Below are 14292 nucleotides of genomic sequence, written 5' to 3'. Positions count from 1 at the left end.
GATGGCCCATGACCGACGTGACCGTCGCTGGTGGTGGCCTCGCGGGGCTGGTTGCAGCGAGTCGACTGGCCGAGGCAGGGCGGGACGTGACCGTCTTCGAAGCCGAGGAGACCGTCGGCGGCCGCGTCCGCTCCGAGCACGCAGACGGGTACACGTTCGACCGGGGCTTCCAGGTCGTCTTCGACAGGTACCCCGCCGTAAAGCGCGAACTCGATATCGACGCACTCGATCTACGGCGGTTCTCGCCAGGGGCGACGATCGCGAAACCCGGCGAGCGATCGGTGCTCGCCGATCCCCTCCGGGATCCGAGAACCCTGACCCAAACGCTGTTCAATCGCGACGTGCGCTTCGGGGACAAGCTACGGATTCTCCGCCTTCGACGGGAACTGGCACACAGAGATGTCCAGACCATTCTCGATCCGGACCGACCCGATCAGACGATCAAGACGTTCCTTGCGGAGCGGGGCTTTTCGCGGGCGTTCATCGACCGATTCGCCGCGCCGTTCTACGGCGGGATCACCCTTGATCGGTCGCTGTCGACGGATGCCCGCGTCTTCGAGTACACGTTCAAGATGCTCACGGCCGGCGCGGCGGCGATTCCAGCCGACGGCATGGGCGCGATCCCCGAGCAACTCGCCGACCGGGCGCGGAATGCCGGCGCGCGAATCGAAACCGGGGCGACGGTCGAGGCTGTCGGCGCGGACGGAACGGTCACGGTCGATGGGGAAACGATCGATAGCGACAGCGTCGTCGTCGCAACGGATCCACAGACTGCCACGGAACTGACCGGTGTCGAGACGCCACCCGGCACCCGCGGCTGTGCGACGGTGTATGCGAGTCTTCCCTCCGAAACACCGCTGGATACGGGGTCTCGACTACTGTTGAACGCTACCGACGACCGACCCAATCAGGTCGCCCAGCTATCGTCCGTCGCCCCGGAGTACGCGCCCGACGGAGAACAGTTGCTTGCGGCAACATTCCTTGGGACGCCCGACGAAACCGACGAGCAACTGTTTGGGGAAGTCCGTGAGACGCTGGACTCGTGGTATCCCGAGCGATCCCTGTCGGGGCTGGCCCACTGTCGAACCGAACGCGTCCCCTTCGCGCAGTTCGACCAACCGCCGGGCTTTCTTGCATCGACACCGGAGCCGACTGCACCCGACGGATCGGTCGTGCTCGCGGGCGACTACACCCGCTGGTGTTCGATCCAGGGCGCACTCGAGAGCGGTCGGGTTGCGGCCGATCTGGTCAGTCAGAGCGCACGTGAGAACTACTGACCAGCAGCGCTTTCAGGTTCTTCAGCGAGTGTTTTCGGGACGAGCCACCGCGTCAGCACCACCAAAATCCCGAGGACGACCAGTGAACCCAGCAAGATGAGGACGGCAGCTTCCATACAATCCAATACCGCGTCACGGCTCAAAACCGTTGCCCCCTCAGAGCAGTTCGCGAAGCGAGCCGAGTGGCGGAAACGTGAGGGTCTCTTCGGCCGTGTCGTCCCGGACGATCGGTCGAAACGCGTCGGCGTTCTCGAGCAACGGCGAGTGAAAGTCACCGGCTCTCATGTCGTTGATCGTGACACCGGCGACAAGTTCGTTGAACGACGGCAACACGATGACGTCGGTCCCGCGGTACGCGCCGGGGCCACGGAGATAACACGGGCGCTTCTGACCCTCGATTTCGATCGCCGGATGGTCGTGGCCGATCACGTACCGGTCGGCGTCGGTGTCTGGCGGTTCGTGGCCGTGACAGACGACCGTCTCACCGTCCGAAAGCTCGTATTCGGCAGGCGACGGACCGTCCCGGACAGCATCGAGGAGGACGTCGTGGTTCCCCGGCGTCACGAGCAACTGGCAGCCGTGATCGGTGACGACATCCCGGAATTGGGTGTAGGAGTCAGCGACGCCGGGCGGGAGTGAGTCAAACGAGTGCAAGAGATCACCGGCGACGACGACCTCCGAGACATTCTGGGCTTCGATGAGCGCCGAGAGACGATCGCGGAGTGACCGCTCCGAGCCGACCGACAGCTCGACGTGTGAGGATTGCTCTCGACCCAGGTGGATGTCGGCGATGACGAGCGTCTCCTCAATAACCACCCCACGGTCCCGGAAGGTCACGTCCATTGTCGCACCCCTCGGGAGTGACGTGCATCAACGTGTCGCCGCCGATTGGGTAGCCGTCGCGGGTCCCGGGGTTTATCACCCAGCGTGCCGAGCAATCGGGCATGATCGACGTTCTCGACAACAAGCGGGCGGCGACCCGCTTTCGGATTCTGGTGGAGATCGCCGAGCGCCAACCTGCAGTGAGCCAGGGGGAGATTGCCGAGGCGGTCGGCGTCACGAGCCAGGCCGTCAGCGAGTACATTCGCGAACTCGTCGAGGATGAGTTCGTCGAGAAAGAAGGTCGCTCGCGATATAGAGTCACGAACGAGGGCGTCGACTGGCTGTTCTCCGCCGCGACGGACGTGCGTCGATTTACCGATCACGTGACTGATGACGTCCTGGGCAGTGTCCAGGAAGACGCGGCCCTGGCGGTTGAGCCCATCGTGCAGGGTCAGTCCGTGGCCCTGTTCATGAAAAACGGATTACTCCGGGCCCGCCCGGGCGAGGACGGTGCGACTGGGGTCGCGACAACAGACGCCGACGCGGAGGAAGTCGTCGGCGTCACCGGGTTCGAGGGCGTCATCGATCTGCAACCTGGGGCGGTCGACATCATCCAGGTACCGCCCGTCAGATCCGACGACACGCCGGATATCGACCGACTGCGTACAGCAACCGACGATGCGGACCTCGTTACAGCGGCTGGCGTCGAGGCCGTCGGTGCAGTTAACGAGGCCGAAATCCGCCCGACAACGCACTTTGCGGCGGGAGAAGTCGCCGCCGATGCCGCCAGCAGGGGATTGAACGTGGTCGTTGTCGCAACGACTGACGTTGTCGGACGTGTCACTGATGCACTCCGGGACAGCGACATCTCTTACACGGTTCGCTGACACCGGGGTGTGGTTGCTGTGGTATCACTGTTGTTGCCGTTCCGGAACGCTCAGGAGTGAGCCGTTCGAACATCGAACCATGAGCGACATAGACACTGCGGTCGACGCGTTCCTCGATCAATCCGAATCGGCCCTTGATCAGTACGAACAGGGCTATACCGACGCGGATGCGACGATCCGCGTCCTCGAATCCCATATCGAAGACTTGCGCGATCACGTCGAGTGACTGTCAGGAAGGGGGCCACGAGAGACGCTACCGTGTCGAAAACCGGCACCTATGCCGGTAGCGCCGCCGTTTTACGCACGGGTCGGTTAATTGCGTCCAATGAGTCACGAAAGCGAGCGGTCTCCGGGCGATCTGACTGAAACAGGGATGGCGCTCAAACACGACCGCGAGTGGGATTACGAACTTGACCGGATCAGCGAAGCAGTCGCCGAACGGAATGCGAACACAGTCGGATTGCAGTTCCCGGAGGGACTCAAACGCCGGGGACCGGCCGTCGCCGACGACCTCCGGCGGACGCTACCCGACGACGTGTCAGTACTGCTCTCGGGCGAACCGTGTTACGGGGCTTGCGACCTCGACACAGAGTTGATGCGTCACAGCGATGTTTTCGTTCACTTCGGACACAGCCCGATGAACGAGTCCGAACAGATCATCTACGTTCCGCTGTTCTCGAACGTCGACGTATTCCCGATCATGGAGGAGTCGCTTGCGGAGTTCGAGGATCCCACTGACGATTCGGACATCGGTCTCGTCACGACTGCCCAGCACATGAATAAGTTCGACAAGATGCGGACATTCCTCGAAGACGAGGGATACACCGTGCATACTCGCCGCGGCGACGAACGCCTGACTCACGAGGGGCAAGTCCTGGGGTGTAACTACGCCTCTGCGGACGTCGAAGCCGACCAGATCCTCTATGTCGGCGGTGGGAAGTTCCACCCGATGGGGTTGGCGATGGACCAACCCGAGAAGCACGTCGTCATCGCTGATCCCGTCAACAACGTCGTGGACATTGCCGACGCCGACGCGTTCATCAAACAGCGATACGGAGCCGTCCACCGCGCGATGGACGCAGAGACCTGGGGCGTCATTTACTGTACAAAGATCGGTCAAGGTCGCTTCGAACGCGCCCGCGAGATCGTCGAAGAAAACGACGACGCCTACCTGCTCACGATGAACAACGTCACGCCCGACAAACTCACCAACTTCGGGCTGGACGCCTACGTCAACACCGGCTGTCCGCGGATTACGACCGACGACGGCCCGCAGTTCGATCAACCGATGCTCACACCGGGCGAGTACGAGATGGCGATCGGGGAAAAGCCGCTCGAAGACCTGGAGTTCGATACGTTCCACGGCACCTGGTGAAACCTCGGCGGTACCGACTGTCGACGGGTTGACGAAATTTCGGCCGATTCTACCGGAAATATTATCCTGTATCACGTTTTATCATCAGAATGTAGTCGGCGTCGTTGCGACCGGCGCCGCTCTCCCGGAGGAAAGACAATGGCAACTTGGTACTGCATGGACTGCTCGGAGTACATCGACGAGCGCATGGCGTCGTGGCACGAATCGCAGGATCACAAGGTGATCGGCTATCGATCCCCGAAGTCGATGGAAGACCGGCACCTCTGGAGTAGTTGAGCGAGGACGGGACGGTTCGACGGTGAGGCGATGATAGCTGACCAGTCGGTCCGTATCGTCGTCCCGTCGAAGCTTTTTCCGTGTCCCGACTCCAGATTCCAGAAAGACGCATCCCTGCGTCGGCACACCGATGAGTACGAAACGCGAACTCGCGGCCCAGCTCGGCGTCGTCGTCGGGTTCGACGATCCGAAGGCCGACCTCGAACAGTATCGCACGCCACCGGCAGTGGCATCGCACCTGATCCATCTCGCAGACCTGAACGGCGATCTCGACGGCCACACGGTCGTCGACCTCGGCTGTGGGACGGGAATGCTCGCGTTGGGTGGTGCCCTCCGAGGCGCCACACACGTCGTCGGCATCGACCTCGATCTTGATGCGCTCGCGACAGCCACGGCGAATCGCCGACGCGTCGGGACGAGGACAGCCATCTCCTGGATCCAGGGCGACGCGACGAGAGTCCCGCTCTGTCCGAACGAGCCAGTGACCGTCGTCATGAACCCGCCGTTTGGCGCTCAGAACGGCAACGAACACGCCGACCGGGCGTTCCTGGAAACGGCCGCCGACGTCGCCGCGGTGTCGTATTCGATCCACAACAGCGGAAGTGCCGACTTCGTCGAGTCGTTCGCGGCAGATCACGGCGGCGACGTTACTGCTGCCTATCGATCGGCGTTCACACTCCCCCAGCAGTTCGAGTTCCACACTGCGGACAGCCGCGAGATTGATGTCGAACTGTTCCGCATCGAGTGGGCGTAGTCAGACGTTCGACACGGGACGCGTTATCGTCGTCGCGTTGGCGGGATTCGTCGCTGCGCAATCCGCAGTGCGGTGCCGTCGACCGACGCATACAGGTTCTGATTTGCCCGCTCGAACGTAATGCCGCCGACGGTCACGTTGTTGCCGTTCGAAGGAAACCGGCCGATATCGAGCGTCTGATTGTCACGCCTGACGACCACCTCGAAGGTGTCCGTTCCGGATCGGATAGCGACGGTTCGGTTGGCGAGGATGACGTCGGCAATCGCCGGATCAGCCGTGTGGACCAGTTTCGGCTCCCGACTCTCGGGACGGAGGAACACCTGATAGGTGACGTCCCCGCCGACGACTTCCCACCCGGATCGGTACGCGTAAACTGGCTCTCGCCACCCGACGCCGCCGACTAACACGCGGCCGCTGCCCCGAGATTCCAGATTACTCTCGCTGATGACCTGATGCCAGAGTCGGCGTTGCTCGCTATAGACCACGACGCCGCTGGTCCGAACGTTCGTCACCTGATCGAGCAGGGGCAGGTCGACGACGGCGATCTGCTGGTTGGTCACATTCTGGACGTAGGCAATCTCGTAGTCCCGGACCTCGATGCTATCGTCAGAGAAATCCGCTCCCGAGGGCGCCGAGAGGTTGATCGCGACGCCGACCACCGACATCAATACGAGGGAAAATAGGATCACCCCGGCCGCGACCTGCCGTCCGGACGGGATCGGCATTGAACGGTCGTCGCTTCCGGGAACGCGATCCGAAAGCGATCGGTCCGACCCGGCCACGACGAGTACAATCAATCCCGCAAGCGCGAACAGAAGCATCGTGCCGAGCGTCCGAAAGCGGATATACTGGCTATTACCGAGGTACCAGAAGATGCTCCAGAGCTCGTTTGCCACGGTGTAGATCATTGCCGCAAACCAGATGCGGCCCGGACTCGCCGCTCGGCGACGCCGATGGAGGATCGCGGCCCCGATCAACACACCGATGAGAAAGCCAAAGGCGTGGCCCTGAACGGCGGTGCCCGCGAACCCGACGCCCGAATAGCCCACGCTCGGTTCGGCGATCTGCAGCGGGTCGTTGAACGCGCTGAAGAGGTGCCACAGGCGAGGCCAGGCGACGATGCCGACGATCGTGGTGATGGGATAGAAGACGAGTGCGACGCCAGCCAGCAGGTAGACGACACCGGAAAAGCCGATGAGTGGTCCCCAGGACAGGGCCGCCGTCGCGAGACCGGCGACGATGATCCCGACGAAGAAGAGACCGATCCTGACGAAGGGATTGGTCAGCCACGAACCGAACGAGTGGCCCCCTCGATCTGTCGGGTAGTGACTCCAGCCGTACTCGGCGATCGAGCCAAAGACGAGTCCCGAAAGGAGGTTCCCGAGCAAGTGCCCCCACCCGAAGTGGGAAAACCCAGCCAGCACCACGCCCAGCGGGTAGGCGTAGGAGGTAGCACGGAAGGGGAGATTGACGGGATCGAACCGATGGGCGAGTCCACCCTGGACGAAAAAGTAGACGCCCAGGACGACGCTCAAACCCAACACGGTTCCCCACGGGACGCCGAGGACGAACCGCGAGCGGAGTCGCTGTCCCCAGCGGCCACCGGGCTGGACGACCCGATAGAGCACGCCGACTGAAAACAGCACGCTGGCGATCAGGAACGCTTGCCACATCTGCAACGGGATACTCTCTGCCAGCCCTCGTACGTCGAGTGCGGCGGGAACGACGACGGCCAGCGACGCGGACATGGGCGAGCCAACGGGCCAGGCCGATAAATCAGTGACGCCGGTCGGGGAATGATGTGTTTCCAGGCGCGCTCTGGGGAGGACTACGTATCCGATCCGCGCGGGAAGTGGTCGATCGTCGCCGCCCGGAACGCCGCGTCGTCGAACTCGACATCGAGCCACTCGGTCAGTTGCTCGGCGTCCCGCATCGCATTCTGCAGACACGTCGAGGCACCAGGGGAGGGGGTGATATTGAACACAATCCCGTCGCCGGTGATTTTGGCCTCGCCCATGTCCAGTGACTTGGCGTCGGTGTCGACGATCTGTGGGCGGACGCCACCGTAGCCTTTCGCGCGCTCGATGTCGTCGGCCTGGACTGTCGGGACGACCTTCCGGACGTGGGGCAGGAAGGCGCGCTTCCCGACTACTGGCAGGTCGTAGACGAGATTTTCGAGGACGTAGGGCAACAGCACACGGTCGGCGAGGATATTCGCGTAGCTCAGGACCGAATCCGGCGAGAGTTTGAACACGTCGAAAAAGTCCCGAACTGTCGAGAGTCGCCCGCGCTCTAAGGCCGGGACGACCTTCGCCGTCGGGCCGAACCTGGTAAGTCCCTGATCGTGGACCTCGGCGTCACCGTGGACTGCCGCGAAGGGGAGTTTGGCCATCTGGAGCGTGTACACTTTGCCGTTGAGCATCCCGTCCTCGGCGACGAAGAAACTCCCCGCAACCGGGAGCAGCGACATATCCTCGCCGTAGCCCATCGCTTTGGCGATCTGGAGGCTGTGAGAGCCAGCGGCGACGACCGTCGCCTCGCTTTCGTACCATCCGCGCTCGGTCTCGATCAGGAATTCATCGCCAGTCTCGTGGATTTTTTCGACTTTCGTCCCCGTGAAAACGTCGACGCCATCTTCATCTTCGACACGACGGACGAAGTCCGTCGCGAGTTCGCCGTAGTCGACCGTGTAGCCATCGGGCGTCTGCAGGGCGAGCATTTCGGTGTCCGGCTCGCGGCCGTCGACGACCTTCGGTTCGATCGCCGCGATCTCCTCGCGGTCGATGGCATCGAGTTTCGGAAAGAGGTCGCCAAAACCCTGCTCGTGGTAACGATCTTCGAGTCGGTCGACTTCTTCCTTGCCAACGGCCAGCGCCATCTTCGAGCGCTTGGCGTGCATCTCGCGGTCAGGATCATTGGTCTCCAGATAGCCGGCGACCATCTCGGCGCCTGCCTTGACCTCCTCGGCCTTTTCGAGGGAGTAGTTGGTCTCGATGTCCCCGAAGTGCAGCGTCTGGGAGTTGTTCGTGTGGTGGGAGTTGATCGCCGCGATCTCCGGCTCCTTCTCGAAGAGAGCGACTGACTCGATGTCCGTGAATTTCGCGACTGTGTACAGGAGTGCAGCCCCGCTGATACCGCCGCCGACGATCACGAGATCGTATTCGCCGTCCATGCCCCGGTGGAGGTGAGTGCCACACTTGAGTCGCCGGTCACCGGAACGGAATGCCTCAAGACGCCAGTGGGGTCGCCAGCATCACGACAGACCCTTGAATAGCACTCTCGTAGGCCCAGATAGATGCCTGAATATCCGATCGTCGTCCGCGAGATCGGTGGAAAGAACCGGCTGGGAGTCGAGGAGGCCGACGACCTCGCGGCCGACGTCCGTGAAATCGTCACCGAGGGGTACAACCGGATCCGCGTCGACGACTACGCTGACGGCGACCAGGTTGGAACCGTCGTCGCGAGTGACGACCGGACAGAAATCGAGACCGTCCGCTGGAATACGTAACTGAATCACTTCAGCAGCCAGTGTGAACGCGGCGAGAGCAGAGATTTATGCCCGACACGCTCCATTTTCTGGTGATGAGTTCGGATTCCTGGGACCCTGGCGCGATGGGCGATCAATCCGGTCGGACAGTCCTCGTCACGGGGGCCAACAGCGGGATCGGCTTCGAGGTGACGAAGGCCTTTGGGGCCCACGGTGCCCACGTTATCATGGCCTGTCGCGATCTCGATCGCGCTCGTTCGGCCCGTGAAGAGATACGCAACACGGTCGAAGAGCCCACACTTTCGATCGAGAAACTGGACCTTGCCGACCTCAACAGCGTCCGCGCGTTCGCTGAGACGGTGCAAGCAGACTATTCGGAACTCCACGTTCTCTGCAACAACGCCGGCGTGATGGCAATCCCGCGGAGCGAAACCGTCGACGGATTCGAGATGCAGTTCGGTGTCAATCACCTCGGCCACTTCGTCCTCACTGGCCTGCTGCTCGACAAACTCGAGGAAACGCCCGGACAGAGTCGGGTCGTCACCCAGAGTAGCGGCCTGCACGAACGCGGGGAGATCGACTTCGACGACCTCCAGGGCGAGCAGTCCTACGATCGGTTCGACGCCTACGCCCAGTCGAAACTCGCGAACGTGCTGTTCGCCTACGAACTCGACCGTCGTTTGCAGGCGGCCGACGCCGAGATCACGAGCGTTGCCTGTCATCCGGGATACGCTGCGACCAACCTCCAGCGACGCGGGCCTGAACAATCCGGCTCACGAGTCCGCCTCTGGCTCATGAAAGTAGCGAACGTGGTCTTTGCACAATCTGCGGCCAAAGGCGCATTGCCGATGGTGCGGGCTGCAACCGATTCGGAGGTGACTGGGGGAGACTACGTCGGTCCTGGCGGCTTGTTGAACATGCGCGGAGCCCCCGAGATCCAGCGCTCCAGTGATCGATCGTACGACGAAACTCTCGCTAGGGAGCTGTGGGACGTTTCAGTCACTCTCACTGGCATCTCCTATGACTTGCCTGATCCCCGTGCTGAATCTGGATCAGGGTCTGAAACCGACGAGTAACCCTCGGCCTACTGACTATTTCGCGTCACTCACGTCGCGTCCTCGACCTGGTCGACCCACGGGCAGAGCGGATCACTCGCCAGCGGATTGTCCGTCACAGCATAGGCGCGCGATCGTGAACCGCCACAGATATCCAGGTACTCACAGGAGCCACACGAACCGACGAACTGCTCGGTATCCCGGAGTCGCTGGAACAGATCGGCGTTCCGGTAGATGTCGACCAGGCCCCGATCGGTGACGTTCCCGCCACTCTTGGGCAAAAAGCCCGATGGATAGACCTCTCCCTCGTAGCTGACGAACACGAAGCCCTTCCCGGCCCGAGTCGAGCCAACGCGAACTCCCTCGTCGGACTCCCGGCGTTCAAGCTCGTCGGCGACCCGGCGGTAATGGGGTGCCTCGACGGTGATGACGCGATACGGTGATTCCCGCTGGCGGCGGTAGAGCCACTCCATGACATCGACGGTCCGATCGGCGTCGAGTTGCTGGAGGTCCTCACCGCGGCCGATCGGTACGAGGAAGAACACCTCCCACATGGCCGCGCCGAAGTCCTCGACCATGTCGGCGATTTCGGGGAGATCGTCGACCGTGTTGGCGGTGACAGTCGTGTTGATCTGGATTTCCATGCCGGCCTCACGGGCCTGCCGGGCAGCCTGCTCGACGCGGGCAAAGGATCCGTCTTCCCCGCGAAAGTCGTCGTGAGCTTCGGGCGTCGCACCGTCCAGCGAGAGCGCAATCCGCTTGACGCCCGCGTCTGCCAGTCGGTGGATTACGTCTTCAGTCAGGTTGGCCGTCGGCGCCGGCGTCACGGCCGTCGTGATGCCCTGTTGTCGGGCGTGATCGAGCAGTTCCAACAAGTCCGGCCGTTCCAGTGGGTCCCCACCGGAGAACACGAGAATCGGCCGGGGACGGCCAAAGTCCGCGATAGAATCGATGAAGGCTCGTCCGTCCACTGTCGACAGTTCGGCTGGATCACGCTCGGGTTGGGCCTCGGCCCGACAGTGGTCACACTCCAGTTCGCAGGCCTGCGTGACTTCCCAGGTGACGATCAGCGGCTGCTTGTCGTAGTCCCTGCTACCTGGGTGACCGCCTGGATGGGAACTATCTTGCCCACCGGGGTGGCCGTCAGCGCCAGGCTGGTCGTGGGGTCCCGGATAGCCGTCCCCGATCGGGTCGGCCCCATGGTGTCCAGTCGAGCCGGGGTCGCGTGGCGATGAATGACCCTCGTCGTGTGGCTGGTCCTCGGGCATCTATCTCGGCGAATCTGGGGCCGTCAGGGGCTTAAATTACAGGACGATTCCCGCACGACGGCACTGCCAGCGCTTCCGGACGTCAGTACCGTTCCGGATCGAGCGTCCTGACGTAGCGCCGCATCCCCGCGTACAGCAGGACAGCGCTGAGAGCCAGTGCGACGACTGTCGCCGTCGTCGTCGCCGTCGCACTCCCGACGGCGAGTTTCGCCACGACCGTCGTCGGATGTTCGGGTAAGAGTGCCAGTCCAGCAAATCCGGTCAGGACGAGAATCGAGTACAGCAATTGGGCCTGGCGGCGACGAGCTGTGACGAGGCCGAGGACGACTCCGACCACGACCACGAGGACAGACGCGGCTCCGACGAGGGCGACGAGCCACGGGACGTTCCGGACGGTAATGCCGTTAGCCCCAAGCAGGACGATCCAGAGAATTGCTTGCAACGGAGCTAGCACGGCCATCCCGAGGGCCTTGCCGTCGACGATGTCCGTCAGCGAGACGGGCGCGACGCGCAAAAGCTCCAGGGTCCCGCGTTCGATCTCCTCCGTGATGGCGTCGACGGCGATCGACCCACTGATGAACGGCGGCAAGAACAACAGCAGCGGCACCAGCACGGTGTAGGTAAACCCGAAGTACGGACTGGCCGAGGTCTCCTGGGGAAGCGGGAGTGGCGGCCGGTCCAGCCACTGGGCGCGTTCGACTCGCTCAGTTCGTTCAAGCGTTTCGAGGATCGTCCGGATCTGGACGACAGCCAGTGTCGACTGGATACTTCCATCGGGGACCGTTGCCGTCACGGCTATTGTTCCATTTTCGAGTCGGCCGTCGAGTACGGCGTCGACGCGGCGTTCCTGGAATTGGGCCATTGCCGTGGCCGGGCTTCCGAACCGGACGGTCTCTATCCCGTCGACCTCTCGTGCGGCTTCCTGGAGCTCCGTCGCTGCGTCACCGGAGACACCAACTTCGAGACCAGCCGCCTCGACGGAGCCGGGATCGTACAACGAGGTAAGCCCGACGACCAGGAACGACGAGAACGCCGCGATAAACAACTGAATGAGCAACGCTAGCACGATCGTCTTTTCGCGGGATAGCGAGGCAATATCGCGCTTTGCGATCGCCAGACGGATACTCCCGGTGTCCGACTGGCCTGCCGACGGATCGCTGCCTGACGAGCGCCGGGGCGGTGGCCCGGCAGAGGCATTCGTGTCTCCGGGCTCTCCGGAGCGTGGCGGCTCACCCGACAACGAAACTCACCACCGTTAGATTGTACGCAAGGTGAATGCCGATTGCGACCGTCAGCCCGACGACGTAGCCGCGTCGACTCCGGGCTGCCCCGATCGCTGAGGCCGTCGCCGTCACCGCGTGCAGCGCAAGCGGTGCCAGCAAGAGCGCAATCGCTACGAGAGCCGAGACAGCCGGTCCCGCGCCGCCGGTGAGGAAGGCCGCCTGCTCGACGTCCGGGATGTCGCCACCGAGCAATTGGACGACGAGGGAGACCTTCTCTGCCAGGAAGAACCCGAGCCCGGACAGCGACCCGACGATCACGGCGTTGCGGGTCGTCCGGACGTACTTCCGGTGGACGAACCCGGCGTAGAGGTGAATGCTCTTGGCGAGTTCTTCGACGACCGCCACCACGATCAAGATCGCTGGCAATGCAAAGGACTGCGGAACGGCAAACAACATCGCGACGGCGATCAACTCGGTGACGAACACGAACGGGAGGAGGAGGATACTCAACTTCGCCGCGCTCGATCGGCGTTTGATCCGGCCCGAGAGGGCATCGAGTGCTTTCAGCGGGATCGGCCGCTGAGTGAACATGTCTTCCTCGCGGTACAGCCCGGCACCGAGACCGAACGTGACGATCGCTGTCAACATCGCCGGCAGCGTCGAGAAGCCAAACTCGACGAGGCTGATCGCCTGCCCTTGTAGGTCCCGGACGACAATCGTCAGCGGCGAGATGAGGGCGATCGGCGTCACGTCCGTGAAGATCGCCGGCACGAACGCGAAACTGGTCAACGCGACGGTGATCGTCACGGTCACGAAGGTGAGTTCTTTGAACGAACGGGCGAACATCGCCCCGAGGAAGGTCGCGCCGAGGAACAACAGGACCAGCGGCGTCACGGCCAGTAGCGAGATCCAGCCAGTGGCCCCCTCAGCGCCAAGCGTCAGCAAGCCAACCGTGATCAACCCCTCGAAGAACATCGCCCCCAGGAAGTACGGCAACGTCTTGCCGACGATGATGTCACCACGGGAGACCGGCGAGACGAGCATGAGTTCACCCCGGCGGTTGATCCGTTCACTGAGGATCGTGCTCCCGTAGGCCTGGATGACGAAGTTCAACGGGAGGACGAACACGAACGCCAACACGAGCGAACCAAACGGGAACGGCGGCGCAATGTCCGACGGTGCTCCCGAAGTGCCGCCATCTCCGAGTCCACCCGCCAAGCCGCCGAGTCCACCGAGCGGACCACCGCCACTGTCGTCTCCCCCACCGTCGGTGTCGCCCGTTGTGCCGTCGGTCGTATCCGACCCGTCGCTGCTCCCGGAACTACCGTCAGTACCGCCAGTTCCGTCACCGCCAGTCCCACCGTCATCGCTCCCGCCACTGTCGGCCCCACCGTCGCCAGCGCTCTGGGTGGTCGCCAGCGAGCGTTCGACGTACCGCAACGTCACCGAGACTGGCGATGCCGCAGTCTGATTGGGATCCTGGCCCATCAGTTGGTCGTTAAACCGCTGAACAGCGCTGCGAAGTTCCGCTAAGGCGGCCCGGCCCTTCGCGGAGTCAGCCCAGTCGACGACTTCCGTCCCCTCGATGAGAATGTCGACGCGTCCCTCCTCGACGGCGTCGGAACTCGCCGGATGGACGGCAAACGTCGCGTCGTCGGTCAGGACCTCGTGATACGGACTCGACTCGTCGACACCGGCCCGGTAGATACCGGAATCGAGCGCAACACCCTGGCTTGCAATCAACGGAGCAAGCACACCCAGCACGACCAGGGCACCGACGGTGATCGCCGCCGTTCGGCGGTCGATCCCGCCGGCGTTTTTGGTGACTTCCCAGCGAGCGATCCGGAGGAACTTTCTCAGTTCCACGG

Annotated in this window: 15 protein-coding genes; 8 read left to right on the top strand and 7 right to left on the bottom strand. The window is 62.9% G+C overall.

Annotation, left to right across the window (positions count from 1 at the left end):
- Window positions 1–8: 8 nt before the first annotated feature.
- The gene (locus HZR20_RS08390) at window positions 9–1277 is read left to right on the top strand and encodes an NAD(P)/FAD-dependent oxidoreductase (RefSeq protein WP_181686141.1); all 1269 of its coding nucleotides are present in this window, start codon (window positions 9–11) and stop codon (window positions 1275–1277) included.
- Here HZR20_RS08390 and HZR20_RS14545 read toward each other — a convergent pair.
- Together HZR20_RS14545 and HZR20_RS08385 are read right to left on the bottom strand one after the other, a co-directional pair.
- The gene (locus HZR20_RS14545; RefSeq protein ID WP_258560401.1) at window positions 1271–1393 is read right to left on the bottom strand and encodes a hypothetical protein; all 123 of its coding nucleotides are present in this window, start codon (window positions 1391–1393) and stop codon (window positions 1271–1273) included. The two genes, HZR20_RS08390 and HZR20_RS14545, sit on opposite strands and share 7 nt — an antisense overlap.
- A gap of 40 nt (window positions 1394–1433) precedes the next feature.
- Complete coding sequence (locus tag HZR20_RS08385; RefSeq protein ID WP_181686140.1) at window positions 1434–2120, bottom strand: metallophosphoesterase; 687 nt, start codon at window positions 2118–2120, stop codon at window positions 1434–1436.
- Between the two features lie 101 nt (window positions 2121–2221).
- Between HZR20_RS08385 and HZR20_RS08380 the strand changes: the two genes are divergently transcribed.
- From HZR20_RS08380 to HZR20_RS08360, 5 genes are all read left to right on the top strand, one after another.
- Window positions 2222–2986, top strand: a complete 765-nt coding sequence (locus HZR20_RS08380; RefSeq protein WP_181686139.1) for a DUF7839 domain-containing protein — start codon at window positions 2222–2224, stop codon at window positions 2984–2986.
- 79 nt (window positions 2987–3065) lie between these two features.
- Window positions 3066–3212 (top strand): hypothetical protein, encoded by a 147-nt coding sequence (locus HZR20_RS08375; RefSeq protein ID WP_181686138.1) that lies wholly within the window; start codon window positions 3066–3068, stop codon window positions 3210–3212.
- Window positions 3213–3311: 99 nt separating this feature from the next.
- Complete coding sequence (dph2, locus tag HZR20_RS08370; RefSeq protein ID WP_181686137.1) at window positions 3312–4361, top strand: diphthamide biosynthesis enzyme Dph2; 1050 nt, start codon at window positions 3312–3314, stop codon at window positions 4359–4361.
- A gap of 138 nt (window positions 4362–4499) precedes the next feature.
- Window positions 4500–4637 carry a hypothetical protein gene (locus HZR20_RS08365; RefSeq protein ID WP_154551609.1) on the top strand — a complete coding sequence of 46 codons (138 nt, stop codon included), beginning with the start codon at window positions 4500–4502 and terminating at the stop codon, window positions 4635–4637.
- 130 nt (window positions 4638–4767) lie between these two features.
- Window positions 4768–5391, top strand: coding sequence for an METTL5 family protein (locus tag HZR20_RS08360; protein ID WP_181686136.1), 624 nt, complete (start codon window positions 4768–4770; stop codon window positions 5389–5391).
- Between the two features lie 23 nt (window positions 5392–5414).
- Here the strand turns inward: HZR20_RS08360 and HZR20_RS08355 are convergent, their stop codons facing one another.
- Entirely contained in the window at window positions 5415–7139 is a 1725-nt protein-coding gene (locus HZR20_RS08355) for a rhomboid family intramembrane serine protease (protein ID WP_181686135.1), read from the bottom strand.
- 80 nt (window positions 7140–7219) lie between these two features.
- Window positions 7220–8563 (bottom strand): FAD-dependent oxidoreductase, encoded by a 1344-nt coding sequence (locus HZR20_RS08350; RefSeq protein ID WP_181686134.1) that lies wholly within the window; start codon window positions 8561–8563, stop codon window positions 7220–7222.
- Window positions 8564–8686: 123 nt separating this feature from the next.
- Here HZR20_RS08350 and HZR20_RS08345 point away from each other — a divergent pair, with 123 nt between their 5' ends.
- Window positions 8687–8899: a hypothetical protein gene (locus HZR20_RS08345; RefSeq protein ID WP_181686133.1), complete on the top strand. Its 213-nt coding sequence runs from the start codon at window positions 8687–8689 to the stop codon at window positions 8897–8899.
- A gap of 74 nt (window positions 8900–8973) precedes the next feature.
- Window positions 8974–9954, top strand: coding sequence for an oxidoreductase (locus HZR20_RS08340; protein WP_181686132.1), 981 nt, complete (start codon window positions 8974–8976; stop codon window positions 9952–9954).
- 29 nt (window positions 9955–9983) lie between these two features.
- Here HZR20_RS08340 and HZR20_RS08335 read toward each other — a convergent pair whose 3' ends face one another.
- The 3 genes from HZR20_RS08335 to HZR20_RS08325 all read right to left on the bottom strand — a co-directional run bounded on the left by HZR20_RS08335 (window position 9984) and on the right by HZR20_RS08325 (window position 14290).
- Complete coding sequence (locus HZR20_RS08335) at window positions 9984–11201, bottom strand: radical SAM protein (protein ID WP_220132718.1); 1218 nt, start codon at window positions 11199–11201, stop codon at window positions 9984–9986.
- Between the two features lie 82 nt (window positions 11202–11283).
- Entirely contained in the window at window positions 11284–12324 is a 1041-nt protein-coding gene (locus HZR20_RS08330; RefSeq protein ID WP_309484919.1) for an ABC transporter permease, read from the bottom strand.
- A gap of 106 nt (window positions 12325–12430) precedes the next feature.
- Window positions 12431–14290, bottom strand: a complete 1860-nt coding sequence (locus tag HZR20_RS08325; RefSeq protein ID WP_181686131.1) for an ABC transporter permease subunit — start codon at window positions 14288–14290, stop codon at window positions 12431–12433.
- Window positions 14291–14292: the final 2 nt, after the last annotated feature.

Source organism: Halorhabdus salina (assembly GCF_013839425.1).
Classification (GTDB): Archaea; Halobacteriota; Halobacteria; order Halobacteriales; family Haloarculaceae; genus Halorhabdus; species Halorhabdus salina.
Note: the sequence above shows the minus strand (reverse complement) of the source record. Positions and strands in the feature narration are given on the sequence as shown.

What these genes read in the sequence shown, in the direction of transcription:
- HZR20_RS14545 (WP_258560401.1), bottom strand. Translation starts at nt 1,393, where the DNA reads ATGGAAGCTGCCGTCCTCATCTTGCTGGGTTCACTGGTCGTCCTCGGG.
- HZR20_RS08375 (WP_181686138.1), top strand. Translation starts at nt 3,066, where the DNA reads ATGAGCGACATAGACACTGCGGTCGACGCGTTCCTCGATCAATCCGAA.
- HZR20_RS08380 (WP_181686139.1), top strand. Translation starts at nt 2,222, where the DNA reads ATGATCGACGTTCTCGACAACAAGCGGGCGGCGACCCGCTTTCGGATT.
- HZR20_RS08350 (WP_181686134.1), bottom strand. Translation starts at nt 8,563, where the DNA reads ATGGACGGCGAATACGATCTCGTGATCGTCGGCGGCGGTATCAGCGGG.
- HZR20_RS08345 (WP_181686133.1), top strand. Translation starts at nt 8,687, where the DNA reads ATGCCTGAATATCCGATCGTCGTCCGCGAGATCGGTGGAAAGAACCGG.
- HZR20_RS08355 (WP_181686135.1), bottom strand. Translation starts at nt 7,139, where the DNA reads ATGTCCGCGTCGCTGGCCGTCGTCGTTCCCGCCGCACTCGACGTACGA.
- HZR20_RS08390 (WP_181686141.1), top strand. Translation starts at nt 9, where the DNA reads ATGACCGACGTGACCGTCGCTGGTGGTGGCCTCGCGGGGCTGGTTGCA.
- HZR20_RS08335 (WP_220132718.1), bottom strand. Translation starts at nt 11,201, where the DNA reads ATGCCCGAGGACCAGCCACACGACGAGGGTCATTCATCGCCACGCGAC.
- dph2 (WP_181686137.1), top strand. Translation starts at nt 3,312, where the DNA reads ATGAGTCACGAAAGCGAGCGGTCTCCGGGCGATCTGACTGAAACAGGG.
- HZR20_RS08340 (WP_181686132.1), top strand. Translation starts at nt 8,974, where the DNA reads ATGAGTTCGGATTCCTGGGACCCTGGCGCGATGGGCGATCAATCCGGT.
- HZR20_RS08385 (WP_181686140.1), bottom strand. Translation starts at nt 2,120, where the DNA reads ATGGACGTGACCTTCCGGGACCGTGGGGTGGTTATTGAGGAGACGCTC.
- HZR20_RS08365 (WP_154551609.1), top strand. Translation starts at nt 4,500, where the DNA reads ATGGCAACTTGGTACTGCATGGACTGCTCGGAGTACATCGACGAGCGC.
- HZR20_RS08360 (WP_181686136.1), top strand. Translation starts at nt 4,768, where the DNA reads ATGAGTACGAAACGCGAACTCGCGGCCCAGCTCGGCGTCGTCGTCGGG.